This window comes from Streptomyces sp. NPDC001508, assembly GCF_040298665.1.
In the GTDB taxonomy this organism is placed as follows: Bacteria; Actinomycetota; Actinomycetes; order Streptomycetales; family Streptomycetaceae; genus Streptomyces.
Genome location: NZ_JBEPAP010000004.1, coordinates 228034 through 253410, shown reverse-complemented (window position 1 = coordinate 253410; position 25377 = coordinate 228034). Strand labels below are relative to the sequence as shown.

Annotated in this window: 25 protein-coding genes, 2 pseudogenes and 1 riboswitch; of the genes and pseudogenes, 13 read left to right on the top strand and 14 right to left on the bottom strand. The window is 70.9% G+C overall.

Features of this window, described 5'->3' with window-relative positions:
- Positions 1-3: 3 nt before the first annotated feature.
- Positions 4-990 carry a carbohydrate ABC transporter permease gene (locus tag ABT245_RS06735; protein WP_351729493.1) on the bottom strand — a complete coding sequence of 329 codons (987 nt, stop codon included), beginning with the start codon at positions 988-990 and terminating at the stop codon, positions 4-6.
- 211 nt (positions 991-1201) lie between these two features.
- Positions 1202-2488 carry an extracellular solute-binding protein gene (locus ABT245_RS06730; protein ID WP_351729490.1) on the bottom strand — a complete coding sequence of 429 codons (1287 nt, stop codon included), beginning with the start codon at positions 2486-2488 and terminating at the stop codon, positions 1202-1204.
- 410 nt (positions 2489-2898) lie between these two features.
- Between ABT245_RS06730 and ABT245_RS06725 the strand changes: the two genes are divergently transcribed.
- From ABT245_RS06725 to ABT245_RS06705, 5 genes are all read left to right on the top strand, one after another.
- Positions 2899-3657, top strand: a complete 759-nt coding sequence (locus tag ABT245_RS06725; protein WP_351729487.1) for a GntR family transcriptional regulator — start codon at positions 2899-2901, stop codon at positions 3655-3657.
- A 377-nt stretch (positions 3658-4034) separates the two neighbouring features.
- Positions 4035-4298, top strand: a complete 264-nt coding sequence (locus ABT245_RS06720) for a DUF3311 domain-containing protein (protein ID WP_351729484.1) — start codon at positions 4035-4037, stop codon at positions 4296-4298.
- Complete coding sequence (gene mctP, locus ABT245_RS06715) at positions 4295-5923, top strand: monocarboxylate uptake permease MctP (RefSeq protein WP_351729481.1); 1629 nt, start codon at positions 4295-4297, stop codon at positions 5921-5923. Before ABT245_RS06720 ends, mctP begins: the two co-directional genes overlap by 4 nt.
- Before the next feature lie 101 nt (positions 5924-6024).
- Positions 6025-6196, top strand: a riboswitch (cobalamin riboswitch).
- 123 nt (positions 6197-6319) lie between these two features.
- Positions 6320-8773 carry a ribonucleoside-diphosphate reductase subunit alpha gene (locus tag ABT245_RS06710; RefSeq protein WP_351729479.1) on the top strand — a complete coding sequence of 818 codons (2454 nt, stop codon included), beginning with the start codon at positions 6320-6322 and terminating at the stop codon, positions 8771-8773.
- Positions 8774-8829: 56 nt separating this feature from the next.
- The gene (locus tag ABT245_RS06705; protein ID WP_351729476.1) at positions 8830-9837 is read left to right on the top strand and encodes a ribonucleotide-diphosphate reductase subunit beta; all 1008 of its coding nucleotides are present in this window, start codon (positions 8830-8832) and stop codon (positions 9835-9837) included.
- On the opposite strand, the gene ABT245_RS06700 is transcribed toward ABT245_RS06705, so the two are convergent.
- Entirely contained in the window at positions 9750-9992 is a 243-nt protein-coding gene (locus tag ABT245_RS06700) for a hypothetical protein (RefSeq protein WP_351729473.1), read from the bottom strand. The genes ABT245_RS06705 and ABT245_RS06700 overlap by 88 nt on opposite strands.
- Before the next feature lie 93 nt (positions 9993-10085).
- Here ABT245_RS06700 and ABT245_RS06695 point away from each other — a divergent pair, with 93 nt between their 5' ends.
- The gene (locus ABT245_RS06695) at positions 10086-11051 is read left to right on the top strand and encodes a helix-turn-helix domain-containing protein (protein ID WP_351729470.1); all 966 of its coding nucleotides are present in this window, start codon (positions 10086-10088) and stop codon (positions 11049-11051) included.
- Positions 11052-11132: 81 nt separating this feature from the next.
- Here the strand turns inward: ABT245_RS06695 and def are convergent, their stop codons facing one another.
- From def to ABT245_RS06655, 8 genes and pseudogenes are all read right to left on the bottom strand, one after another.
- Positions 11133-11783 carry a peptide deformylase gene (gene def, locus ABT245_RS06690; protein WP_351729468.1) on the bottom strand — a complete coding sequence of 217 codons (651 nt, stop codon included), beginning with the start codon at positions 11781-11783 and terminating at the stop codon, positions 11133-11135.
- 151 nt (positions 11784-11934) lie between these two features.
- On the bottom strand, positions 11935-12918 hold the full coding sequence (locus ABT245_RS06685) for a hypothetical protein (protein ID WP_351729614.1): 984 nt from the start codon (positions 12916-12918) through the stop codon (positions 11935-11937).
- A gap of 111 nt (positions 12919-13029) precedes the next feature.
- On the bottom strand, positions 13030-13383 hold the full coding sequence (locus ABT245_RS06680; RefSeq protein ID WP_351729465.1) for a hypothetical protein: 354 nt from the start codon (positions 13381-13383) through the stop codon (positions 13030-13032).
- A gap of 344 nt (positions 13384-13727) precedes the next feature.
- Positions 13728-14096: pseudogene (locus ABT245_RS06675) on the bottom strand (HD-GYP domain-containing protein); the annotation flags it as partial.
- A gap of 69 nt (positions 14097-14165) precedes the next feature.
- Positions 14166-14468, bottom strand: coding sequence for a mycothiol system anti-sigma-R factor (gene rsrA / locus ABT245_RS06670; protein ID WP_351729462.1), 303 nt, complete (start codon positions 14466-14468; stop codon positions 14166-14168).
- On the bottom strand, positions 14465-15148 hold the full coding sequence (gene sigR / locus ABT245_RS06665) for an RNA polymerase sigma factor SigR (RefSeq protein WP_351729459.1): 684 nt from the start codon (positions 15146-15148) through the stop codon (positions 14465-14467). The genes rsrA and sigR overlap by 4 nt, the downstream gene beginning before the upstream one ends.
- A gap of 256 nt (positions 15149-15404) precedes the next feature.
- Positions 15405-16034, bottom strand: coding sequence for an alpha/beta hydrolase family protein (locus ABT245_RS06660; protein ID WP_351729457.1), 630 nt, complete (start codon positions 16032-16034; stop codon positions 15405-15407).
- A gap of 1 nt (position 16035) precedes the next feature.
- Positions 16036-16851 (bottom strand): SOS response-associated peptidase, encoded by an 816-nt coding sequence (locus ABT245_RS06655; protein ID WP_351729454.1) that lies wholly within the window; start codon positions 16849-16851, stop codon positions 16036-16038.
- Between the two features lie 105 nt (positions 16852-16956).
- Between ABT245_RS06655 and ABT245_RS06650 the strand changes: the two genes are divergently transcribed.
- From ABT245_RS06650 to ABT245_RS06635, 4 genes are all read left to right on the top strand, one after another.
- Complete coding sequence (locus ABT245_RS06650; RefSeq protein ID WP_351729451.1) at positions 16957-17679, top strand: M50 family metallopeptidase; 723 nt, start codon at positions 16957-16959, stop codon at positions 17677-17679.
- 190 nt (positions 17680-17869) lie between these two features.
- A complete protein-coding gene (gene aroA / locus ABT245_RS06645; RefSeq protein ID WP_351729448.1) occupies positions 17870-19186 on the top strand; it encodes a 3-phosphoshikimate 1-carboxyvinyltransferase in 1317 nt (438 codons plus the stop codon).
- A 16-nt stretch (positions 19187-19202) separates the two neighbouring features.
- Positions 19203-20213 carry a ribosome small subunit-dependent GTPase A gene (gene rsgA / locus ABT245_RS06640; RefSeq protein WP_351729445.1) on the top strand — a complete coding sequence of 337 codons (1011 nt, stop codon included), beginning with the start codon at positions 19203-19205 and terminating at the stop codon, positions 20211-20213.
- A 76-nt stretch (positions 20214-20289) separates the two neighbouring features.
- Entirely contained in the window at positions 20290-20613 is a 324-nt protein-coding gene (locus ABT245_RS06635; RefSeq protein WP_351729443.1) for a DMT family transporter, read from the top strand.
- A 43-nt stretch (positions 20614-20656) separates the two neighbouring features.
- On the opposite strand, the gene ABT245_RS06630 is transcribed toward ABT245_RS06635, so the two are convergent.
- Positions 20657-21250, bottom strand: a complete 594-nt coding sequence (locus ABT245_RS06630; protein WP_351729440.1) for a TetR/AcrR family transcriptional regulator — start codon at positions 21248-21250, stop codon at positions 20657-20659.
- A 202-nt stretch (positions 21251-21452) separates the two neighbouring features.
- On the opposite strand from ABT245_RS06630, the gene hisN reads away from it, so the two are divergent.
- Both hisN and ABT245_RS06620 read left to right on the top strand, forming a co-directional pair.
- A complete protein-coding gene (hisN, locus tag ABT245_RS06625; protein ID WP_351729438.1) occupies positions 21453-22253 on the top strand; it encodes a histidinol-phosphatase in 801 nt (266 codons plus the stop codon).
- A gap of 309 nt (positions 22254-22562) precedes the next feature.
- Positions 22563-22955, top strand: coding sequence for a CBS domain-containing protein (locus ABT245_RS06620; RefSeq protein WP_351729435.1), 393 nt, complete (start codon positions 22563-22565; stop codon positions 22953-22955).
- Between the two features lie 75 nt (positions 22956-23030).
- Here ABT245_RS06620 and ABT245_RS06615 read toward each other — a convergent pair whose 3' ends face one another.
- A complete protein-coding gene (locus ABT245_RS06615) occupies positions 23031-24512 on the bottom strand; it encodes a catalase (RefSeq protein ID WP_351729432.1) in 1482 nt (493 codons plus the stop codon).
- A gap of 116 nt (positions 24513-24628) precedes the next feature.
- Between ABT245_RS06615 and ABT245_RS06610 the strand changes: the two genes are divergently transcribed.
- Positions 24629-25045 (top strand): Fur family transcriptional regulator, encoded by a 417-nt coding sequence (locus ABT245_RS06610; RefSeq protein ID WP_351729429.1) that lies wholly within the window; start codon positions 24629-24631, stop codon positions 25043-25045.
- A 46-nt stretch (positions 25046-25091) separates the two neighbouring features.
- Here the strand turns inward: ABT245_RS06610 and ABT245_RS46005 are convergent.
- Positions 25092-25322, bottom strand: a pseudogene (locus tag ABT245_RS46005) (helix-turn-helix domain-containing protein); the annotation flags it as partial.
- Between the last annotated feature and the right edge of the window lie 55 nt (positions 25323-25377).

Genomic DNA, 25377 nt, shown 5'->3' with positions numbered 1-25377 from the left:
TGCTCATTCGACGTCTCCGATCTTCAGCATCTGACGCATATAGACGGCGACCACACCGAGCAGCAGCACCACGGTGAGCAGGGCGATCGCCGAGCCCTGCGCGTAGTCGTTGACCACGAAGGCACGGTCGTAGGAGTAGGTGGTCAGCAGCTGGAACTCGGCCTCCGGATGCCCGTTGCGCATCACGAAGACCTGCGGGAAGACGCCCATGTCCCAGATGACCGACAGGGTCGTGAGCATCACGATGATCGGCTTGAGGACGGGCAGGGTGACATAGCGGAAGACGCCCCAGGCGCCCGCGCCGTCGAGGCGGGCGGCCTCCTCCAGTTCCTTGGGCACCTGGGTGAGGCCCGCGCTGAGCGTGATGACGACGAACGGCACGGCGCCCCAGACCACCAACAGCATGATCACGGCCAGGCCCTCCGGGCCGCTCGCGAACCAGTTGTGGCCGATCAGATCGACGCCGGGCAGCCTGCTCAGCAGCGCGTTGAGGATGCCGTAGTCGGCGTCGAAGAGCCATTTGAAGACGGTGGTGGCGACGATGACGGGCATGCCCCAGCTCGCCACCAGCGCGATGTTGATCAGGGTCTTCACCCAGCCGGAGACCCGTTGCAGCAGCAGGGCGACCAGCATGCCGAGGACCATCGTGAAGATCACCGAGCCGGCCGCGAAGACGATCGTGCGCAGCACGACCTGCCAGAACTCGCCGTCGCCGAGGACCTGGGAGAAGTTGTCGAACCCGACCGACTCGGCCGGCTGGAAGCCCCACAGCTGGGACTGCCCGAACTTCTGGAAGGACAGCGTGACCAGGCGGACCAGCGGATAGCCCATGACCAGGACGAGGATCACCAGGCAGGGCGCGAGCAGCAGCCAGGGGGTGCCCGCGCCGCCGGACCTGCGCTTCGCGCGTGGCCGTTGCGTGCCGCCCGGTGGTGGTGCCTGCCGCGGCGGCGGCACCGTGGCGGGGGTGGTCGTGTCTGCGGCACTCATCGCGCGCTCCTCAGCGGTCCCTCTGGTCGTACGAAGCCGACATCCCGTGCGGAAGCCGGAGTTCCGCACGCAGGCCCGGTCCCGGAGGGCGGCGTCTGGGTACGGAGTCCGGGTCCCGGAGGGCCGCGCGGCGCCGGGCCCCGCGCGGCCGTACGAGAAGCAGGGCCCCGTCCCCGGACTCGCCCGGGGTCCATGGGGCCCTGCGCTCACGTCACTTGGTGTTGATCACCTTGTCGATCGCGGCGTCCGCTTCCTTCGCGGCGGCCTCGACCGTCTTCTTGCCGGTGCCGATGCTCTGCAGCATGGTCTGCAGGACCTGGGCCTTCTCGACCTGGCCCCAGCCCGGGGCCATCGGGACGAACCAGTTGGACTCGGCCGCGGTGGCGGGGACGGCGGTCGCCGGGTCGTTCTTCAGGGTGGCGAGGTCCGTCTTGTTGTTGGGCAGATTGCCCTTGGCCATCAGGCCCTTCTGGCCCTCGGGTCCGGTGAAGGCGTTGATCCACTCGGCGGCGACGGCCTGGGCCTTGGACTTCACCGGGATGGCGAGGTCGGAGCCGCCGAGGAAGACCGGCATGTTCTTGCCGGACGGGCCGGGCATCACGAAGTTCTCAACATTGTCCTTGAGCTTGCCGGTCTTGTCGTTCTTCGGGTCCGCCGCGGTCGCACCCTCCCAGGCGGGCGCGAAGATCATGCCGGACTTGCCCTGGCCGTAGACGATGTAGCGGTCGGACTCGTCCTTGGTCTTGTCGCCGTGCATGTACGAGTCGACGACGTTCTTGAACTCCTTGAGGCCCTTGAGGGACTCGGGCGAGGAGAGGTTGCCCTTCCACTGGCCGCCCTCCTCCTTGGCGATGGAGCCGCCGGCGTCGTAGACGAAGGACATGGCCGCGTACCAGTCGCGGGTGGGCTGGTACCAGGCGCTGAACTTGTCGCCCTGCTTCTTCTGGATCTTGTCCAGGGCGGAGGTCAGCTCGGCGTAGGTCTTCGGGGGTGTCTTGACGCCGACCGAAGCGGCCACGTCCTTGCGCCAGTTGGCGACCCGGCCGCCGGCGTAGTACGGCACGCCGTAGGTCTTGCCCTCGTACGTCACGGAGGCCTTGAGGCCGTCGAGCCAGGCGGCGGAGTTGCTGTACTGGGCCGGGTCGGTGGGCGCGAAGGCGCCCTTGACCATGTAGCCGAGCATCTCGGTGTTGCCCATCTCGACCACGTCGGGGGCCTTGTCGGTGGCGAGGACGGCGTCCAGCTTGGTGTTCTTGTCCGGCCAGCCGTAGTACTCGTGCTTGATCTTGATGCCGGGGTGCTTCTTCTGTACCGCGGCGTCGGCGGCCTTCACCAGATCGGGCCAGTTGTTCTGGGCGTCGACGGTGAGCCAGACGGTCAGCTCCTTGGCGTCCGCCCCCTTGCCCGAACCGTCGTCGTCCTTGTTGTCGCTGCCGCACGCCGCGATGGAGACGACCATGCCCGCGATACCGATCGCGGCTATCAGCCTGCGCTTCACGCCACCCTCCTCAGGGATGCCACAAACCCCCCTGCCTCCCCGCGGCGCGCGTCAGCGCTGTGTTACCGCCCATGGGGCCGGGACCTGGACCAATGGTGTAGACCAGTATGGGGAGCTTGGCCCAGACCAATAGAGCTGTCAAGGCGTTCAAGCAGGCTCCGGGCGTCCGTGATGCGACCGAGATATGCAGAGACCTTTCATTCGGCAACCGACAGATCGGACGGACCACTTCGGCCGTTTCGGGGCCGCTCGGCGGGACCTATGGACTAGACCAACGGGGAGCGCGACGGTATACAGAGGAGATCACGGACCGTTCGGGTGGCCTCCCGTCACACGAAGCCGTGCCACGATGTGATCCGTGGCCGATGAGATGTCGGTCGCTTTCGGCACCGGAGCCGGGAAGGCAGAACATGAGCACCGACGTGAGCAGTGCGGAGAACGAGGGTGGGACGACCGTCCGTACCGCGCGTGTGCCCAAGTACTACCGCCTGAAGAAACATTTGCTCGACATGACGGAGACGCTCCCGCCGGGCACACCGGTTCCGCCGGAGCGCACGCTCGCCGCCGAGTTCGACACCTCGCGCACCACCGTCCGCCAGGCCCTGCAGGAGCTGGTGGTCGAGGGCCGGCTGGAACGGATCCAGGGCAAGGGCACGTTCGTCGCCAAACCGAAGGTCTCCCAGGCGCTGCAACTCACCTCCTACACCGAGGACATGCGCGCCCAGGGTCTGGAGCCGACCTCGCAACTGCTGGACATCGGGTACGTCACCGCGGACGACCGGCTCGCCGAACTGCTCGACATCACGGCCGGCGGCCGGGTGCTGCGTATCGAGCGGCTGCGCATGGCCAACGGCGAGCCGATGGCCATCGAGACCACGCATCTGTCCGCCAAACGCTTCCCGGCGCTGCGCCGCAGCCTCGTCAAGTACACGTCCCTGTACACCGCCCTCGCCGAGGTGTACGACGTCCGTCTCGCCGAGGCCGAGGAGACCATCGAGACCTCGCTGGCCACCCCGCGCGAGGCGGGCCTGCTCGGCACGGACGTGGGCCTGCCCATGCTGATGCTCTCCCGGCACTCGCTGGACGAGGAGGGCAACCCGGTGGAGTGGGTGCGGTCGGTCTACCGCGGGGACCGCTACAAGTTCGTCGCTCGGCTGAAGCGCCCGTAGGAATAGGCGGGTCGGCTCCTTCTGGCCCTGCGGGTGGTGATCGTCGTCCCGGACGCGTTGCGGGTGCGCATACGACGCCTCCGCCGCCCGGCGCCGTCCACCTGAGCGAGGGCCCTACGCCGCCTCGAACGGGCCGAGAAGGGGGCGGCACGGTATGCGGCCGGCACGGACCGCGCTGGTACATGCCGGAATTGAGGGGCGAGTCGGTCTGCGAACGTCATGCCGCGCATATCCGGAAACGGCGTCCCGAGGCTGCGCCGCCGTCCCGTCAGCCGTTTGCGACCGAAATACGGATGGGTACTTCCGATTCATCGGCACCGTCACCTACATTGCCTGCGCGCTACAACAGGTGATCTGCGAGGGGACGGAGCCCAGACATGCCAGACGCGTCCGAAGTGAAACCACCGGTGGTGACACCGCTACGGGTGGTGATCGCCCTGTGTCTCCTCGCACCGTTCGTGGCGGTGCTCTGGGTCGGCTCCTACGCCAAGATCGACCCCACGTTCATCGGGATCCCGTTCTTCTACTGGTACCAGATGCTGTGGGTGCTGCTCTCCACCGCGCTGACCATGACCGCCTACAAGCTGTGGCAGCGTGACCAGCGCGCCCGCCGGACCCAGGGCGCAGGTGACGCGCGATGAACGACGGCGTCAACGGCGTCGCGCTCGGCGTCTTCGTCCTCTTCTTCCTGGCCGTCACGGTCATGGGTTTCCTGGCCGCCCGCTGGCGCAAGGCCGACAACGAGCACAGTCTCGACGAATGGGGCCTGGGCGGCCGGTCGTTCGGCACCTGGGTCACCTGGTTCCTGCTCGGCGGCGACCTGTACACCGCCTACACCTTCGTCGCCGTCCCGGCGGCGATCTACGCGGCGGGCGCGGCCGGGTTCTTCGCCGTGCCCTACACGATCCTCGTCTATCCGCTGATCTTCACCTTCCTGCCCCGCCTGTGGTCGGTCTCGCACCGGCACGGCTACGTGACGACCTCGGACTTCGTGCGCGGCCGGTTCGGCTCCAAGGGGCTGTCGCTGGCGGTGGCGCTGACCGGCATCCTCGCCACGATGCCCTACATCGCGCTCCAACTGGTCGGCATCCAGGCGGTCCTCGACGTGATGGGCGTGGGCGGCGGCGAGAACACCAACTGGTTCGTCAAGGACCTGCCGCTGCTGCTCGCCTTCGGTGTGCTGGCCGCGTACACCTACTCCTCGGGTCTGAGGGCACCCGCGCTGATCGCGTTCGTGAAGGACACGCTGATCTACATCGTGATCGCGGTGGCGATCATCTACATCCCGGTCAAGCTGGGCGGGTTCGACGGCATCTTCGCCAAGGCCGGCGACGCCTTCGCCCAGACCAATCCGGCGACGGGTGCGCCGCGCGGGGCGCTCGCCCCGCCGGAGGCGGGCCAGTGGACATACGCCACGCTGGCCCTCGGCTCCGCGCTCGCGCTCTTCATGTACCCGCACTCGATCACCGCGACGCTGTCCTCGCGCAGCCGTGAGGTGATCCGCCGCAACACCACGATCCTGCCGCTGTACTCCCTGATGCTCGGCCTGCTCGGCCTGCTGGGTTTCATGGCGATCGCGGCCGGGGTCAAGGTCTCCAACGGCCAGCTGGCCATCCCCCAGCTGTTCGAGGACATGTTCCCCGACTGGTTCGCGGGCGTGGCGTTCGCGGCGATCGGCATCGGCGCCCTGGTGCCCGCGGCCATCATGTCCATCGCGGCCGCGAACCTGTTCACCCGCAACATCTACAAGGACTTCATCAATCCGCACGCGACGGCCCATCAGGAGACCCGGGTCTCCAAGATCGTGTCGCTGCTGGTGAAGGTGGGCGCGCTGGTCTTCGTCCTGACCATGGACAAGACGGTCGCCATCAACTTCCAGCTGCTGGGCGGCATCTGGATCCTGCAGACCTTCCCGGCCCTGGTCGGCGGCCTGTTCACCCGCTGGTTCCACCGCTGGGCGCTGCTCGCGGGCTGGGCGGTCGGCATGGTGTACGGCACGGTCGCCGCCTACGGGGTGGCCTCGCCGACGCAGAAGCACTTCGGCGGCTCGGCCGAGGAGATCCCCGGGATCGGTGAGATCGGCTACATCGGCATGACAGCGTTCGTGCTCAACCTCCTCGTCACCGTCGTCCTGACCTTCGTCCTGAAGGCCGTGAAGGCTCCCGAGGGCGTGGACGAGACAAGCCCGCAGGACTACACGGCCGACGCGGGCGACGCGGGCGTCCAGGTGGAGCTTCCGCCCGCGACGGCGGGCGCAGGGCGCTGAGAGCACGCCCCCACAGCGGGCGCAGGGCGCCCGCGCACGCCCCGCGACGGGCCGCCGAAGCCGAACCCCGGCGACGGCGGCCCGTTGACGTACGACACAACATCTGGGGGTGCCACCACGGCCCGGCACTAGATGTATGCTCATGCTCGCTGTCGCCGCAGGGGAATCCGGTGTGAATCCGGAACTGTCCCGCAACGGTGTACTCATGCGCGTATGCCCGCATACCCGCATGCAGGCTTCAGTCCGAGGACCTGCCGACGGCGCACCCGGCCGTCCGGCCCGGGTGCTCTGACGTCCGGGCCTCGTGGAATGGGCCGGTGGACGCGACGCCGTGCGCGCTCGTGTGCTGCCCCCTGCCCTCCGCAAGGCCCCGTGCCGAGCGAGGGAGAGCCCCACGTGACCATCGCGCCAGCCGACCCGGCTTCAGCCGCCCAGGCGACCGCGGCCCCGGTGGAGACCTACGGTCCCGGTGCCGCGCTGCTGCGGACCCTGACCGAGCTGACCGCCGACCTCCCCGACGCCGACCCCGGCCGGGTCGCCGCCGCTGCGCTGCGCGGCCGGTCCGCGCGGTCCGACGACGCTGCCGCCGCGGAGCTTCGGGAACTGGCCACCGAGGCGGCCGCCGGGCTGATCTCGGAGGATCCCGCCTACTCCCGGCTGGCCGCCCGGCTGCTGGCCCTCTCCATCCGCGCCGAGGCCGCCGCACAAGGCGTCACCTCGTTCACCGGGTCGATCGCCGTGGGGCACCGGGAAGGGCTCATCGCCGACCGCACCGCCGCCTTCGTACGACGGCACGCAGAGCGGCTGGACGCGCTGATCGACACCGCGGCGGACGACCGCTTCGGGTACTTCGGGCTGCGCACGCTGCACAGCCGCTATCTGCTCCGGCACCCCCTGACCCGCCACGTCATCGAGACGCCCCAGCACTTCCTGCTGCGCGTTGCCGCCGGCCTCGCCGACGGGGATGCCGACACCCTCCCCGCGAAGGACTCCGCGCACGCCGTGGACGAGGTCGCCGCGCTCTACCGGCTGATGAGCCGCCTCGACTACCTGCCCTCCTCCCCCACGCTGTTCAACTCCGGTACCCGCCACCCGCAGATGTCGTCCTGCTACCTCCTCGACTCCCCCAAGGACGAGCTGGACTCCCTCTACGACCGCTACCACCAGGTCGCCCGCCTCTCCAAGCACGCAGGCGGCATCGGCATCGCCTACTCCCGCATCCGCTCCCGCGGTTCGCTGATCCGCGGCACCAACGGGCACTCCAACGGCATCGTGCCGTTCCTGAAGACCCTCGACGCCTCCGTGGCCGCCGTGAACCAGGGCGGCCGGCGCAAGGGCGCCGCGGCGGTCTACCTGGAGACCTGGCACTCGGACATCGAAGAGTTCCTGGAGCTGCGCGACAACACCGGTGAGGACGCCCGCCGTACACACAACCTCAACCTCGCCCACTGGATCCCGGACGAGTTCATGCGCCGGGTCGACGCCGACGAGCAGTGGTCGCTGTTCTCCCCGTCGGACGTGCCGGAGCTGGTCGACCTGTGGGGCGCGGAGTTCGACGCCGCCTACCGCGCGGCGGAGGCGGCCGGGCTCGCGAAGAAGACCATCCCGGCCCGTGACCTCTACGGCCGCATGATGCGCACCCTCGCGCAGACCGGCAACGGCTGGATGACCTTCAAGGACGCGGCCAACCGCACCGCCAACCAGACGGCCGAGCCGGGCAGTGTCGTCCACTCCTCCAACCTCTGCACGGAGATCCTGGAGGTCACCGACGACGGCGAGACCGCGGTCTGCAACCTGGGCTCGGTCAACCTCGGCGCGTTCGTGAGCGGCGGGGGCGTCGACTGGGAGCGGCTGGACGAGACGGTCCGCACCGCCGTGACCTTCCTGGACCGGGTCGTCGACATCAACTTCTATCCGACCGAGCAGGCGGGCCGTTCCAACGCCAGGTGGCGGCCGGTGGGCCTCGGCGTGATGGGCCTGCAAGACGTCTTCTTCAAGCTGCGTCTGCCCTTCGACTCCCCCGAGGCGAAGGCCCTGTCCACCCGGATCGCCGAGCGCATCATGCTCGCCGCCTACGAGACGTCCGCCGACCTCGCCGAGCGCCCCCAAGCGCCTACGACAGGCTCCGGTGCAGGGGGGACCCCCATCGGCCCGCTGCCCGCCTGGGAGAAGACCCGTACCGCGCGGGGTGTCCTGCACCCCGACCACTACGGCGTCGAGTTCACCTGGCCCGAGCGCTGGGCGAAGCTGCGGGCGCGGATCGCGACGACCGGCCTGCGCAACAGCCTTCTGCTCGCCATCGCCCCCACCGCGACCATCGCGTCCATCGCCGGTGTCTACGAGTGCATCGAGCCCCAGGTCTCCAACCTCTTCAAGCGCGAGACGCTTTCCGGTGAGTTCCTCCAGGTCAACTCGTACCTGGTGCGGGACCTCAAGAAACTGGGCGTATGGGACGCCCGCACCCGCGAGGCGCTGCGCGACGCCAACGGCTCCGTACAGGGCCTCACATGGATCCCGGCGGATGTGCGCGCCCTGTACCGCACGGCGTGGGAGATCCCGCAGCGCGGCCTGATCGACATGGCCGCGGCCCGCACGCCCTACCTGGACCAGTCGCAGTCCCTGAACCTGTTCATGGAGACACCGACCATCGGCAAGCTCTCCTCGATGTACGCCTACGCCTGGAAGCAGGGCCTGAAGACGACGTACTACCTGCGCTCCCGCCCGGCGACCCGCATCGCACGCGCCGCTCAGGCGCAGCCCCGGGCCACCGTCCCCGTACAGCAGGCCGCAGACCCCGACGCCGTCGCCTGCTCCCTCGAGAACCCCGAGTCCTGCGAGGCCTGCCAGTAATGCCCACCCGTCACCCGACCACCACCCCTGGAGGACGGCGCCCCGCGCCGACAGCCATGACCACCCAGAACCTTCTCGATGCGGGCTTCGAGCTGACGCTGCGCCCCATGCGCTACCCCGACTTCTACGAGCGCTACCGGGACGCCATCAAGAACACCTGGACCGTGGAGGAGGTCGACCTCCACTCGGACGTCGCCGACCTCGCCCGGCTGACCCCCGCCGAACAGCACCTCATCGGCCGGCTGGTCGCGTTCTTCGCCACGGGCGACTCGATCGTCGCGAACAACCTGGTGCTGACCCTGTACAAGCACATCAACTCCCCCGAGGCGCGGCTGTATCTGAGCCGTCAGCTGTTCGAGGAGGCCGTGCACGTCCAGTTCTATCTGACGCTGCTGGACACCTATCTGCCCGACCCGGAGGACCGTACGGCGGCGTTCGCGGCGGTCGAGAACATCCCGTCCATCCGGGAGAAGGCCGAGTTCTGCTTCAGGTGGATGGACTCGGTCGAGAACCTGGACCGCCTGGAGTCGAAGGCCGACCGCCGGCGCTTCCTGCTCAACCTGATCTGCTTCGCCGCCTGCATCGAGGGCCTGTTCTTCTACGGCGCTTTCGCGTACGTCTACTGGTTCCGCAGCCGGGGCCTGCTGCACGGCCTGGCCACCGGCACCAACTGGGTGTTCCGTGACGAGACGATGCACATGTCCTTCGCCTTCGACGTGGTCGACACCGTCCGCAAGGAGGAGCCGGACCTCTTCGACGATCAGCTGCGGCAGCAGGTCACCGACATGCTCCGGGAGGCCGTCGCGGCGGAGCTGCAGTTCGCGCGCGACCTGTGCGGCGACGGCCTGCCGGGCATGAACACCGACTCGATGCGGCAGTACCTGGAGTGCGTCGCCGACCAGCGTCTGACGCGCCTCGGCTTCGCCCCGGTGTACGGCTCCGAGAACCCCTTCTCCTTCATGGAGCTACAGGGGGTTCAGGAGCTGACCAACTTCTTCGAGCGGCGTCCGTCGGCGTACCAGGTGGCGGTGGAGGGCACCGTCGACCTGGACGAGGACTTCTGATCCCGCTCCTCGTCCGCCGTCTCCTCGGCCTCCCGGAGCTGTCGGTCGATGCGCCGCTCGCGCACGATGCCGAACACCGACGGGAGGACCAGGAGGACGAGGATCCCGAGGACCGCGAGCATGCCGATCAGTCCTTCGATCTGGTTCGTGTTCATGGACACCACTGTCGTCTCCGACACTCCTGACCGGCAGTGGCAGGACTGCCGTACACCCTCGAATTACCGCCAGGAACGAGGCACACTGGCAGCATGCTGAAGAACGTGGCGGCCGTCCTGCTGGACGGCGTGCACCCCTTCGAGCTGGGCGTCCTGTGCGAGGTGTTCGGCCTCGACCGCAGCGACGAGGGGCTGCCGGTGTACGACTTCGCCGTGGTCTCGGCGGAGGGCCCGGCCCTGCGCACCCATGTCGGCGGGCTGACCGTCTCGACGCCGTACGGGCTGGACCGGCTGGCGGAGGCCGACCTGGTCGCGGTGCCGGCCGGCGAGGAGTTCGTCACCCGTGACTTTCCGCCCGAGCTGCTGACGGCCCTGGTGGCGGCGGTGGAGCGCGGGGCGCGGGTGCTCAGCGTCTGCTCCGGGGTGTTCGCGCTCGGCGCCGCCGGGCTGCTCGACGGGCGGCGGTGCAGCGTGCACTGGAGGCAGGCCGCGGAACTGGCCGTGCGCTGCCCGCGCGCGGTCATCCAGCCGGACGTCCTCTACGTCGACGACGACCCGGTGATCACCTCCGCGGGCACCGCCTCCGGGATCGACGCCTGTCTGCACATCGTGCGCAAGGAACAGGGCCCGGAGATCGCCAACAAGATCGCCCGGCGCATGGTGGTGCCGCCGCACCGGGACGGCGGGCAGGCCCAGTACATCGAGCGCCCGCTGCCCAGGGACCGGTGCGACACCGTCGGCGATGTGCTGGCCTGGATGGAGCGGCACCTGGACCGGGAGGTCACCGTGGAACAGCTTGCCGCCCGCGCCCATATGGCGCCGCGTACCTTCGCCCGCCGCTTCCAGCAGGAGACCGGCACCACCCCCTACCGCTGGATCCTGCGCCAACGGGTGTTGCTGGCCCAGGAGTTGCTGGAGGGCACGGACGAGACCATGGACGCGATCGCGGCGCGCACCGGGTTCGGCACCGCCGCCGCGCTGCGCCACCAGTTCGTCCGGGCGCTGGGCACCACCCCGCACGCCTACCGGCGCGCGTTCCGGGGCCCCGAGGCGGCCTGAACACGCGCCGTAGCCAGAAGCCGTCGCGCGGTGAGATGCCCGACCGGGCGTCAACTCTGGTCGCGGGGGCCGTTTTCGGCCTCAGTCGTTGGCGACCACGGGGTAGCGCGGCTCGTTCTCGGCCATCTGCCGCAGCGCGTCCTTGCGCTCGCGCTTGGAGAGCCGGTCGATGTACAGGTACCCGTACAGATGGTCGGTCTCGTGCTGCAGACACCGCGCGAAGTAGCCGGTGCCGCGCACCTTGACCGGGTTGCCCCGCTCGTCCTGCCCGGTCACCTCGGCGTAGTCGGGCCGGGCCAGCGGCGCGTACGCGGTCGGCACGGACAGGCAGCCCTCGTTGCTGTCGTCGAGGCGGCGCCGGTCGGCGGGCAGGTCGACGAGCCGGGGGTTGCAGACCACGCCGACGTGCCGGACGCCCGCGTCGTCCTGGCAGTCGTAGACGAAGACCTTCAGGTCGACACCGATCTGGTTGGCGGCCAGACCCACGCCCTCGGCGGTGCGCTGGCTGGTGAACATGTCGGCGACCAGCTGCTGGAGTTCGTCGCCGAACTCGGTGACGTCCTTGCACTCCTTGTGCAGCACCGGATTGCCGACGACCGTGATCGGCCGCGAGGTGCCGCGCTCCCGCCAGGCGGCCTCGCGCTCCTCGGCGTCCTCGGTGTCGATGACGAAGCCCTCGTCGTCCACGGGGAGCACGCCCGCGTGCTGCTGATCGGTGTCCTGCTGCGCCATGACCGACGTATGCCTTCCTGACAAGAACGGGGAGTGGATGCTGATACAGGGTACGGGGATCGCGCCCCGGCAGGCGCGGGCCTGGGTCCGCTGTGCGGCTCCGCCGCCCGGTCCCGACCAGCCGGCCGGACCCGCGGCCGGGCCACGGTTCCTAGCAGACCTCTTCGAGGTCCCGCCAGTCCCGGGAATCGGGGCTGTCCGCGACCCACCCGTCCAGCAGCCCCCGCACCAGCGACGCCGGGGCGGCGACGCCGCACTCCCGCTCCGGCACCCACAGCTGCCCGTCCGTACGGTGCCCGAGCGGCCCGGGATGCCCCGGCTCGCTGTGATCGTGCGGATCGAGGTGTTCCCCGTCGCCCTCGTCGGAGGGCATCCGCGACTCGGAGCACATCCGGCACAGCAGCCGCACGGACGACGACCAGTCCTCCGCGGCGAAGCCGGCGTCGGCGGCCAGCTGCTCCAGCGCGTCCCGGTCGGCCTCGCTGGCGGCCTCCAGCAGGACCACCCAGGTGGGCACGGGCGAGGGGGCCCACAACTCGATCTCGTCGAAGACCGGGTAGGCGTGCCCTGCGGCCGTGGTGCGCTCCCCGTGTGGTACCCCGTCGTGCAGCACGACCTCGCCCCAGCGGCGCCCCGACGAGGGCAGCGGAATGGACAGCACCTCGATGCGGGCCGGGTCGAGCCGCCTGCCCCAGACGACCTCGGCCTCTCCCTCCGGGGACAGCCGTACGGCCGCGCTGCCCAGCTCCATGCCGAGCGGTTCGCCGGTGGCGGTGGCGCCTCCCCCGGGCACCCGCAGTCCGTAGGCCTGCCAGGCGCGGTGGGCCAGCGGCCAGTCCTGCAGTGCGGTGGCGGCGATGCCCACGTTCCACCAGTCGGGCGCGCCGGTCTCCCGGTCGAGCAGGGCCACGGCGCGCAGTCCCGCGGCGCGGGCCTGCTCCCAGTCGTGCCGGAACTTGTGCAGCAGGGCGAGGTTGAACCAGGACTCGGACAGCCAGGGCTCCAGGTCGGCGGCGCGTGTCAGCAGCTCGCCCGCGTCCTCGTACCGGCCGTCTCCGATGAGCGTGAACGCCCGGTCGGTGGCCTGCCGCCAGGAGGCGGAGGGCCGGTGCCGTCCCTTGCCGAAGATCCTCACGATTCCCGCCTGCCAGTTCCAGATCCGCACTGTGGGCTGGCTTGTGCCCCCGGACACCCTCTCCCTCGCATCCAACCACGTACGGCGGGAGAGGCGCTCATTACCCATGGGTTACCCAGCCGGGGCCGGGTCAGACCGTCCGGTCCGACGCCCGCCGCCCCGGCCCGGGCGCTCGCCCGCCGCCGCACCCCGGTCGCCCAGCCCCGGCGCGAGCGACCCCACCCCCTCGGGCACGCAGTCCACGACCATGCCCGGCCGCAGCGCTTCCAGCGCCTTGAGCGGCGTCGCTGTGCAGGGGTTGGCCGCAGACGGCGGCGAACCGACGGTGAGGACCCGGCGGGCCAGGTGGTCGAGCGTGCGGGTCCGGCCGCACCAGATGCGTGGGGCGCTGCCGAGCAGCGAGGCGGCGAGGACGACGGTGACGACCCGCGCGGCCCGGACGGATGTTCCCGCGCTCTGGGCCACGTCGAGCACCTGCGGGGGTCGGGTGCCCGGCGCCCTCGCCGGGCAGCGCGTGGGACCGCGCGCCGGCCGCGCCGAGCGAGGCGGTCTCCCGGACGTCGGCGCCCGATGACGGTCACGGGGACGCCCGCCACCCGGGCCGGGCCGGACGGCCGCGGGACGGTCAGCTCGCCGACGGCTATGAGCACGCCGAAGGCGAGGGCGGTGCCGCGGTCCGCCAGTCCGCCGAGGAGGGTGACGGCGAGGGAGACGGCGGCGAGCAGCGCGGCACAGGCGTGCACGAGCCGCGGCGCGCTCATCGGCGGGCCTCGCGCGGGCTGATGACGGGTTCGGACGGTGGCACCGGGTACCGCGGCTCGTCGGCGGTGACCGCGGGAGCCGGCCTCCGCCGCTGTCGGCTTCGCCCGACCGGGGCGCCCCCGTCGCCCCACGGCCCGGACCGGCGCGGCGACCATCCTGGGGTCGAACTGGGCGCCGGCGCAGCGCTCCGGTTCCCGCAGGGCCGTCGGCACCGGGCGCGCCGTGCTGTGGGAACGCGTGGACGTCATCGCGTCGAAGGCGTCGGCGACGGCCACCACCCGGGCGCACTCCGGGATCTGATCGTCCGTCGGCCCGTGCCGGTAGCCGCTGTCGTCGAGCCCTTCGTGGTGGTGCAGGATCGCCGACCGGGCCTCGCCCAGGAAGGAGATCCCGCGGACTATCTCATGGCCGTACTCGGAACCCGCAGCCGCGGAAAGCGCGGACGACCCTACGCCGGGTCAGGGCTCCGCGGACCGTGCGCCCGGTCAGGACTCCTGGGGAGTGGCCGTGACGTCGTGCTCGGGCACGGTCTGGCCGGAGCGGATCAGATCGATCCGGCCCATGACCTTGGCGCGCAGGTCGATCGGCACGTCGTCATGGCCGCAGCACCGCTTGACCAGCTTCTTCACCGCCTTCTCCAGGCCGTACTTCTCCAGGCACGGCGAGCACTCCTCGAAGTGCTGCTGGAACTTGTCACGATCGGCTGCCGGCATCTCGCTGTCGAGGAACTCATACAGATGATCGAGTACCTCACTGCAGTCCGTCTCGTGCGGCCCTCCGCAGCTCATGAGCCCGAGCCTTTCGCTTCGTTCGACTCTCCGGCGCCCGCCGGGACCAGCCCGCGCTCGCGGGCGTAGTCCTCCAGCATGCCGCGCAGTTGACGGCGGCCCCGGTGCAGCCGGGACATCACCGTACCGATGGGGGTCCCCATGATGTCCGCGATCTCCTTGTAGGCAAAACCCTCCACGTCCGCGAGGTAGACGGCGATGCGGAATTCCTCGGGGATCGCCTGCAGCGCTTCCTTGACGTCCGAGTCGGGCAGGTGGTCGAGCGCCTGCGACTCGGCGGAGCGCAGACCGGTCGACATGTGCGACTCGGCGCGGGCGAGCTGCCAGTCCTCGATCTCCTCGGCCGCGCTGCGCTGCGGCTCGCGCTGCTTCTTGCGGTACGAGTTGATGAAGGTGTTCGTGAGGATCCGGTACAGCCACGCCTTGAGGTTGGTGCCCTCGCGGAACTGGTGGAAGGACGCGTACGCCTTGGCGTACGTCTCCTGCACCAGGTCCTCCGCGTCGGCCGGGTTGCGCGTCATGCGCAGCGCGGCCGAATACATCTGGTCGAGGTATTCGAGCGCGTCCCGCTCGAAGCGCGCGTTGCGCTCCGTGCTGGACTCCGCGCCGACGCCCTGGCCCTCGGGCTGCTCCGCCTGGCCGTTGTCGGTCCCTGCGTCGGTCCCAGTGACCGGACCCACCTCCTCAAGATCGCGGGCAGGACCGAGTCCGATCCCACTCGAATCGGAGGATAGAACACGACCCGTGCCTGCCGCCGCTCGAATCGGAGCGGCCTTGGCCGCGTGCAGCACCGTCCAGTCCAGGTCAGTGCGGCTGCTGCGGCTCGGGCAAACGGTCGAACCCATGCGGCGGACTCCCTTTCCCACGGCGTCGGTGCTGGGGCTTCAGCACGTCTGACCGGCACAACAGCGGGCCGGCGCGGGGCATTCCCGGGGGTCACCCGAGTGACGCGATCCACTCCGCGACGCCGTCGGTGACGATCTCCAGAGCCTGCTCCTGGCCGATCTGAGCGCGCTTGGGCACGGCGAGGCCGTGGTCGGCGAAGGGCACCTCGACGAGCCGGTACGCGCCCGGCGGAAACTCGGCCGGCCTGCCGAACGGATCGTTGCCGCCCTGCACGACCAGCGTGGGCACCGGCGCCCCGAGCAGCTCCGCGGCCCGGGACTTCTCGGGGCTGCCCGGCGGATGCAGCGGGAAGCTCAGGGCGAGGACGGCGTGCGCCCCCAGCTCGGCCGCCGTGCGGCAGGCGACCCGGGCCCCGGCGCTGCGCCCGCCGGAGATCACGGGCGGGCCCGGCGCGGTGAGCGCGGGCCAGACCCCGCGCCAGCCGGTGTCGAGGGTCTTCGGTGCCGGGGCGACCTTCCGGCCCGCCACCCGCCAGGGCTGCTCCACCAGGGCCACGGTGACGCCGTGGGCGGGCAGCGCCGCCGCGAGCGCCCGCAGGTCGCGCGCCTCGATGCCGCCGCCCGCCCCGTGGCTCACGGCCAGCACGAACCGGGGCCGCCGCGCCGGGTGCCAGGTGATGCGGGCGTCCCCCGCGTCCGTAGCGATGATCTCTGTGGTCACGTCAGAAGAGTGTGCCCGCTTCCGGACCCGCCAGCTCCTTCAGCAGCTCCGGGCCGTTGTTGCGGACGTTGCTGACGGCCGTGGCGACCGGGTAGGCGCGCATCAGGCCGGCCGGTGGCGGCTCCAGCAGCGACCGCAGGTCCTCGACGTCGGTGCGGGCCGGATCCAGCCAGGCGTCCCAGCGGTCCTCGGTGAGCATCAGCGGCATCCGCGGGTGGATCTCGGCGAGGCTGTGCGGCCCCTCGGCGGGGGCCACGGCCAGCGGGGTGGTCTCCGCCTCGGTGGTGAGCACCGAGCAGGTCACCCACCAGGCCCGCGGATGGTCGTCGGGCAGGGTCCGGTCCCGCCAGAACTCGTACAGGCCCGCCATCGCGAAGACCGAGCCGTCGGCGGGCAGCACGAAGTACGGCTGCTTGCGCGGCCGCTTCCTGCGGCCCTCGACCTCCAGGTCGCGCTCCTGTGTGCCGGTCACCCACTCGTAGTAGCCGTCGGCGGGCAGGATGCAGCGCCGGGCGGCGAAGGCACGGCGGTACGACGGTTTCTCGTGCACGGTCTCCGCGCGTGCGTTGATCATCCGGGCGGCGCCCTCGGGCGACTTGGCCCAGGACGGCACCAGGCCCCACTTCAGCCTGCGCAGCTGCCGAACCGGACGCGGGTCGCCGGCGTCTTTCACCAGACGGTCGAGTACGGCGTAGACCTCCTTGGTGGGCGCCACGTTGTAGTCGGCCTCAAAGGTCTCCTCCGGCTCCCTCTTGTCCACCTCAAAGATTCCTGCGAGATCCTCGGGCCCACGACTCGCTGCATACCGTCCGCACATACGTGCCACACTGCCAGGCCCGGCCGCCGCCCGGCCAGCGTCTTTGCCCACCAGGCCACCTTCTCCGCCCGCCCGGGCCCCGACCAGAGGGAGCGACCGCACCACATGGACAGCACCGCATCGACCGCGCTGCCCGACCTCTGGAACCGGCTGTGGGGCACCCAGCCGGGACCGGACCAGTGGGTGGTGCTGATCACCCTGACCGCGGCCCTCGCCGTGGTCGTCCCGCACGGGCTGTGGCGCCTGTCGCGCAACGCCATCACCATCGCGCACGAGGGCGGTCACGGCCTGGTGGCCCTGCTCACCGGCCGGCAGCTCACCGGCATTCGCCTGCACTCCGACACCAGTGGCCTCACCGTCAGCCGGGGCAAGCCGCACGGACTCGGCATGATCCTCACCGCAGCGGCGGGCTACACCGCGCCGCCGCTGCTGGGCCTGGGCGGGGCGGCGCTGCTGGCCGCCGGGCGCACCACGCTGCTGCTCTGGCTGGCCACCGCCCTGCTCGTGGCCATGCTGGTGATGATCCGCAACGCCTATGGGGCGCTGACCGTGCTCCTCACCGGCGGCACCTTCCTGCTGGTGTCCTGGCTGGCCGGTACACAGGTGCAGGCGGCGTTCGGTTACGCGGTGGTGTGGTTCCTGCTGCTGGGCGGGGTACGGCCGGCCTTCGAACTGCAGGCCAAGCGGGCGCGGGGCGGAGCGGGCGACTCGGACGCGGACCAGCTGTCGCGCCTGACCCATGTGCCGGCGTGGCTGTGGCTGTTCCTGTTCCACACGGTGTCGCTGTGCTCGCTGATCGGCGGGGGAAGGTGGCTGCTGCGGGGCTGAGAGCGCACCCCGAAGGAGTGACGGGGCGACGCCCTCCGGCGCGGGCCCGTAGCGGTGTGCGGCAGCGCCCCGGTTCGGGCGGGGCCCGGGACCCGGCCGGGCGACAAGCCCTCGCGCACCCGGCGGCCGACGACGCAGCCCCCGTGCACGCACCCGCACCCGGCGACCCCCCGCCCACTAAAGTGGGGCCATGGCCCCGAACAACGCGCACACCGCCCTCTGGCCCGCCCCGCACGCGAGCGGAGCCGTCGACGCGACGGTCCACGTGCCCGGGTCCAAGTCCGTCACCAACCGCGCCCTCGTCCTGGCCGCCCTCGCCTCCGAACCGGGCTGGCTGCGCCGCCCCCTGCGCTCCCGTGACACGCTGCTGATGGCGGGCGCCCTGCGGGCCATGGGCGTCGGCATCGAGGAAGGCGTCGGCCCGGACGGCTCCGGCGAGGCCTGGCGGGTGCTGCCCGCGGGCCTGCACGGCCCGGCCTCGGTCGACGTCGGCAACGCCGGCACCGTCATGCGCTTCCTGCCGCCCGTCGCCGCGCTGGCCGACGGCCCGATCCGCTTCGACGGCGACCCCAGGTCGTACGAGCGCCCCCTGCACGGCGTCATCGACGCCCTGCGCGAGCTGGGCGCCCGGATCGACGACGACGGCCGCGGCGCGCTGCCGCTGACCGTGCACGGCGGCGGCGCCCTGGAGGGCGGCCCGGTGTCGGTCGACGCCTCGTCGTCGTCCCAGTTCGTCTCGGCGCTGCTGCTGTCCGGGCCCCGGTTCAACCAGGGCGTCGAGGTCCGCCACACCGGCGCCTCGCTGCCCTCCGTGCCGCACATCCGGATGACCGTCGACATGCTGCGCGCGGTCGGCGCCCAGGTCGACACCCCGGAGTCGGGCGGCGAGCCGAATGTGTGGCGGGTCACACCGGGTGCGCTGCTGGGCCGCGATCTGACCATCGAGCCGGACCTGTCGAACGCCCAGCCCTTCCTGGCCGCGGCCCTCGTCACCGGCGGCAAGGTGCTCGTCCCGGACTGGCCGGCGCGCACCACCCAGCCGGGCGACCGGCTGCGCGAGATCTTCACCGAGATGGGCGGCTCCTGCACGCTGACCGAGTACGGCCTGGAGTTCACCGGCTCCGGCGCGATCCACGGCATCGACGTGGACCTGGGCGATGTGGGCGAGCTGACCCCGGGTATCGCGGCGGTCGCCGCGCTCGCGGACTCCCCGTCGACCCTGCGCGGCGTGTCCCATCTGCGGCTGCACGAGACGGACCGGCTGGCCGCGCTCACCAAGGAGATCAACGAGCTGGGCGGCGATGTGACCGAGACCGCCGACGGCCTGCACATCCGCCCGCGCCCGCTGCACGGCGGGATCTTCCACACGTACGAGGACCACCGCATGGCGACGGCCGGCGCCGTCATCGGCCTGGCGGTCGCGGGCGTGCGGATCGAGAACGTGGCGACCACCGCCAAGACCCTGCCGGACTTCCCCGAACTGTGGGCCGGGCTGCTCGGGAACTGACGGGCGGACCGGGATCATGCGCCGCTACGGCAAGCACACCGACGAGGACGACATCCGCACCCGCCCGAACCGCAAGGGCAACCGGCCCCGCACCAACATCCGGCCCAAGCACGAGGACGCCGCCGAGGGCATGGTCCTCACGGTGGACCGGGGCCGGCTGACCTGCCTCGTCGACGGCCGTACGGTCCTCGCGATGAAGGCACGCGAGCTGGGCCGCAAGGCGGCCGTCGTGGGCGACCGGGTGGCGCTGGTCGGTGATCTGTCCGGGCAGAAGGACACGCTCGCGCGGATCGTCCGCATCGCGGAGCGCACATCGGTGCTGCGCCGCACCGCGGACGACGACGACCCCTACGAGCGGGTGGTCGTCGCCAACGCCGACCAGCTCGCCATCGTCACCGCTCTCGCCGACCCCGAGCCCCGCCCCCGGCTGATCGACCGCTGCCTGGTCGCCGCCTACGACGGCGGCCTCGACCCGCTGCTGGTGCTGACCAAGTCGGACCTGGCCCCGCCCGACAAGCTCCTGGAGCTGTACGGGGACCTGGACATCCCGCATGTCGTCACCAGCCGCGCGGAACTGGCGGACGGCGCGGCGGCCGACCGGGTGCGGGAGCAGCTGGCGGGCAAGATCACCGCGTTCGTGGGTCACTCCGGCGTCGGCAAGACGACGCTGGTCAACGCGCTGGTCCCCGAGGACCGCCGGCGTACGACGGGACATGTCAACGCGGTGACGGGCCGTGGCCGGCACACCACCACGTCGGCGCTCGCGCTGCCGCTGGGCGATGTGGCCGGCTGGGTCGTCGACACCCCGGGCATTCGCTCCTTCGGCCTCGCCCACATCGACCCTTCCCGCGTGATCCACGCCTTCCCGGATCTGGAGCCCGGCACCGCGGGCTGCCCGCGCGCCTGCAGCCACGACGAACCGGACTGCGCGCTGGACGCATGGGTGACCGAGGGACACGCGGACCCGGCACGCCTGTACTCTTTGCGCCGGTTGCTGGCCACAAGAGAACGCAGGGACGGCGACTGACCTCAGTGGTGTTTGCGGGGGCGCGGGCCTGGCAAGTGCATAATCGCACCGAGCCGGACGTACGGGAGGACAGCACATGGCGTGGCTGCTGGTCGTGGTGGCCGGACTGCTCGAAACCGGCTTCGCGGTCTGCCTGAAGCTGTCGCACGGCTTCACCCGGCTGTGGCCGACCATCGCGTTCGCGTGCTTCGCCCTCGGCAGTTTCGGCCTGCTGACCCTCTCCCTGCGGAAGTTGGACGTGGGTCCCGCCTACGCCGTGTGGACCGGTATCGGCGCCGCGGGCACCGCGATCTACGGCATGGTCTTCCTGGGTGACCTGGTGTCGACGCTGAAGATCGTCTCGATCAGCCTGGTCATCATCGGCGTGATCGGGCTCCAGCTGTCCGGCTCGGCCCACTAGCCCGACCGTCCGGCGCCACGCCCCCGGTGGCGCGGGCCGTGGTTCAGGCCGGCTGGTGGTGCAGTGCGTCACGCACCAGGTCGGCGATCCCGCCCTCCGCGGGCGGCGCGGCCACACACGACAACGCCAGCCGCGCCACCAGCTCACAGGACCGGGCCAACTCCCCACCGGCACCCGGACCGGCCAGTGCCGCCAGCGCCCTGTCCCGCACCATCCGGACGAAATCACCCGGCGAGGGCAACGGCCCGTCCGCCCGGCGCTGCGCCGGCACAACCGAGGACGACACCACAGCGGACAACGACGGCGCGGGCAGTCGCTCGCTCCAGCAGCCGGTGAGCATGGCGCGCACGATCGGGTTGTCACGGGCGACGGCGGCGGTCCACTCGGCGGTGGCGGTGAGCCGTTCGTGCGGTTCGGCGCCGCGGGCCAGGGCCCGCTCGACCCCCGCGAGATAGCCGTCGGCCTCCCGGCGCACGAGCGCCCGGGCGAGCCCGTCCTTGCTGCCGAACTCGTTGTAGAGGGTCTGCCGGGACACCCCGGCCGCCGCGGCCACGTCCACCATCCGCACGGCGGGCCACGGCCGCAGCGCGAGTGCGGTGCAAGCGGCGTCCAGCAGGGTTTCCCGGGCAGCGGGCATCGTCGCCTCCCTGGGGTGAGCGGCTCTGCGCCCAGGTTTGACGCGGCCCTGTGGACTGTCAAGGGTTCGCGTAGCGGGCGCATCCCCACGGGGGCGGTTGTGCGCCATGTCCCGGCCGAGGCGGCCGCGCCGGGGCGGAGCGGGGCCCTCGCCCGCGGCCCCCGCTGGCCGCGCCGCGACCGGGCCGGATACGGTGCATCACATGCCCGACTACCTCGACGACCTCCGTCTCGCCCACGTCCTCGCGGACGCGGCCGACGCCGCGACGATGTCCCGCTTCAAGGCCCTCGACCTCAAGGTGGAGACCAAGCCGGACATGACCCCGGTGAGCGAGGCGGACAAGGCCGCCGAGGAGCTGATCCGCGGCCAGTTGCAGCGCGCCCGGCCCCGGGACGCGATCCTCGGCGAGGAGTACGGCATCGAGGGCACCGGCCCCCGCCGCTGGGTGATCGACCCGATCGACGGCACCAAGAACTACGTGCGGGGCGTGCCGGTCTGGGCCACGCTGATCGCGCTGATGGAGGCGGCCGAGGGCGGCTACCGGCCCGTCGTCGGCGTGGTCTCCGCCCCGGCGCTGGGCCGCCGCTGGTGGGCCGCGAAGGGCCACGGCGCCTTCACCGGCCGCAGTCTGTCCTCCGCGACCCGCATCCACGTCTCCCGGGTCTCCGCGCTGGCGGACGCGTCCTTCGCGTACTCCTCACTGTCCGGCTGGGAGGAGCAGGGCCGGCTCGACGGCTTCCTCGACCTCACCCGCGCGGTGTGGCGCACGCGCGCGTACGGCGACTTCTGGCCCTACATGATGGTCGCCGAGGGGTCGGTGGACATGTGTGCCGAGCCCGAGCTGTCCCTGTGGGACATGGCGGCGCCGGCGATCGTCGTCATGGAGGCCGGCGGCACCTTCACGGGCCTCGACGGCCGCCCGGGCCCGCACGGCGGCGACGCCGCCGCGTCCAACGGTCTGCTCCACGACCCGTTGCTGGGGTATCTCAACGGGCGCTACTGAGAAACAGGAGGTGCCTGCGCACGCCCTCGGTCAGCTGCACGCGCCCCCTTGTTGACTCGCGCTTTGCCTGCGACTCTGAGAGTCCCCCCATTTGTGAATTTGTGAATCCATGAACTATCGATTCCGTCGACGCGATCGATCCATCGCTCTGCCGACCTGCCGACCTGTCGGTCTGTCGGTTTGTCGGTCTGTCGATCGGTGCGACCAGCCGGTCGGCCGCTTCGTCGCCAGGTTCGTCGCCAGGTCACCGCGTCGTCTCGATCGGCCCGGATTCCTCGGAGGATTCTCCCTAGGAGGTGGCTTACTGCCATGCTCGTCCGTGACGCCATGAGCACGGTGGTCCTCACCGTCGGCCCCGCACACACCCTCCGCCAAGCAGCCGCCCTGATGTCCGCCCGCCGCGTGGGCGCCGCCATCGTCCTCGATCCCGACGCCGGCGGCATCGGCATCCTCACCGAGCGCGACATCCTCAACTCCGTGGGCCTCGGCCAGAACCCGGACACGGAACGCGCCCACGCGCACACCACCGACGACGTCGTGTTCGCCACCCCGGCCTGGACCCTGGAGGAGGCGGCCCGTGCCATGGCGCGCGGCGGCTTCCGCCATCTGATCGTCCTGGACCACGGCGAGCCCGTGGGCATCGTCTCGGTCCGCGACATCATCCGCTGCTGGGCTCCGCTGCGGCAGCGGGTGCCGGCCTGAGACATGCCGACGGGCCGGAGCCCCCGTACCCGGGAGACCCGGCCCGCGCCACGGCAGGCGGTCCAGTGCTGGTGATCAGCCGCGCAGGGCCTGGACGGCGGCCTCCAGCCGCTTGCCGAAGTCGTCGTCCGCCCGGCGGAAGTTGCCGATCGCGCGCTCGGCGATGTCGTTCCTGGACACCTTGGCGATGAAGCCCGCCAGATTGCCGATCAGACGCTCCTTCTCGCCCTCGGACATCAGCCGGTACAGGTTGCCCGCCTGCACAAAGTCGTCGTCCTCGGCGTGCACCGGTGCCGGGTGGTCGCCCGTGCCGCCGGCGACCGCCGTGGACTGCCACAGCGGCCGGTCGGTCTGGAACGGGCCGCCGAAGCTGTTCGGCTCGTAGTTCTTCGCGCCCTTGTGGCGGCCGTCGTAGAGGACGCCGTCCCGCGCGTGGGTGCGCGCCTCGGCGGCGTGCGGGCGGTTCACCGGCAGGTGGTCGGCGTTGATGCCGACGCGGTAGCGGTGGGCGTCGCCGTAGGCGAAGAGGCGGCCCTGGAGCATCTTGTCCGGGGACGGGCCGATGCCGGGCACGAAGTGCGCGGGGCTGAAGATGGACTGCTCCACCTCGGCGAAGACGTTCTCCGGGTTGCGGTTGAGCTCCAGCTTGCCGATGGTGATCGGCGGGTAGTCCGCGTGCGGCCACACCTTGGTCAGGTCGAACGGGTTGAAGCGGTACGCCGCCGCGTCGGCCGCCGGCATGATCTGCACCTGCACGGTCCAGCTCGGGAACTCACCGCGCTCGATGGCCGCGCGCAGGTCCCGCTGGTGGGAGTCGGGGTCCTCGCCGGCGAGCCGGTTCGCCTCCTCCTGCGTGAGGTTCCTGATCCCCTGGTCGGTTTTGAAGTGGTACTTGACCCAGAAGACCTCGCCGGCCTCGTTGTTCCACTGGTAGGTGTGCGAGCCGTAGCCGTTCATGTGGCGGTAGGAGGCCGGGATGCCGCGGTCGCCGAACAGCCACGTCACCTGGTGGGTGGACTCGGGCGACAGCCCCCAGAAGTCCCAGACGTTGTCCGCCTCCTGCGAGCCGGTGTACGGGTCGCGCTTCTGGGTGTGGATGAAGTCGGGGAACTTGATGGCGTCCTTGATGAAGAACACCGGGGTGTTGTTGCCGACGAGGTCGTAGTTGCCCTCCTCGGTGTAGAACTTCAGCGCGAAGCCGCGCGGGTCGCGGACCGCGTCCGCGGAGCCCAGGTTGCCGGCCACGGTCGAAAAGCGCAGGAAGGTCTCCGTCTGCTTGCCGACCTCGGACAGGAACCTGGCGCGCGTGTAGCGCGTGAGGTCGGCGGTGACCGTGAAGGTGCCGTACGCTCCGGCGCCCCGCGCGTGCACCACGCGCTCCGGGATGCGCTCACGGTTGAAGTGGGCCAGCTTCTCCAGCAGCAGCTGGTCCTGGACGAGCACCGGGCCGCCGATGCCCGCGGTCTCGCTGTTCTGGTTGTCGGCGACCGGAGCACCGGCCTCCGTCGTAAGGGGTCCCTGCGTCACATGCGCCTCCTGCGTCACTTGCCCACTCATCCTGTCGCCTGACCAAACCCGAACCCGATCCTACAATGGACATTGTCCAAGTCAACTGGCGATCCAAAGTCACACTTGTTCGGGACCTGGTCGCCTTAGCTGTTAGGCTTGTTTTCATGAGTGACCTTCTGGAACGGCTGCGCGGACGCGGATGGCGGATGACCGCGCAGCGCCGCGTCGTGGCCGAGGTCCTGGACGGCGAGCACGTCCATCTGACGGCCGACGAGGTCCACGCCCGCGCCGTCGACCGGCTGCCCGAGATCTCCCGTGCGACCGTCTACAACACCCTCGGGGAGCTGGTCTCGCTCGGCGAGGTGCTGGAGGTCGCCACCGACAAGCGGGCCAAGCGCTACGACCCGAACGCCCACCGGCCGCACCACCACCTGGTGTGCGCCCGCTGCGGCGCGATCCGCGACGTCCACCCGAACGGGAACCCGCTCGCCGACCTCCCCGACTCGGAGCGCTTCGGCTTCACGGTCTCGAACGTCGAGGTCACCTACCGCGGCCTGTGCCCGGACTGCGCAAGCACCTGACCCACTCCCCGCGAACACCCGACAAAACCCCGGCGAGCCCCGGCCGCGACGGCTCGCAGGCCGGGACCTCCGCGGTGATGGGAGGCTTCGGCTTCCCTGTCGGCGGCGAGTGCCAGCCGTTGCGCCACCGCTTGCCGGTAGGCACGTTGATGCCGACGATCCGGCATGCCTCACTGCTGCTGTAGCCCTGCTGCATGAGCTGGAGATATACCTCCCGCTCACGCAGTAGACGACCACCGCCCCCAGGTCCCCGGTTCTTCCGGATCTCGAAGTCCATCGCACCCTTGAGCTGGGGTGTTGCGACGACCACTAGAACTCAAGCAAGATCCGCC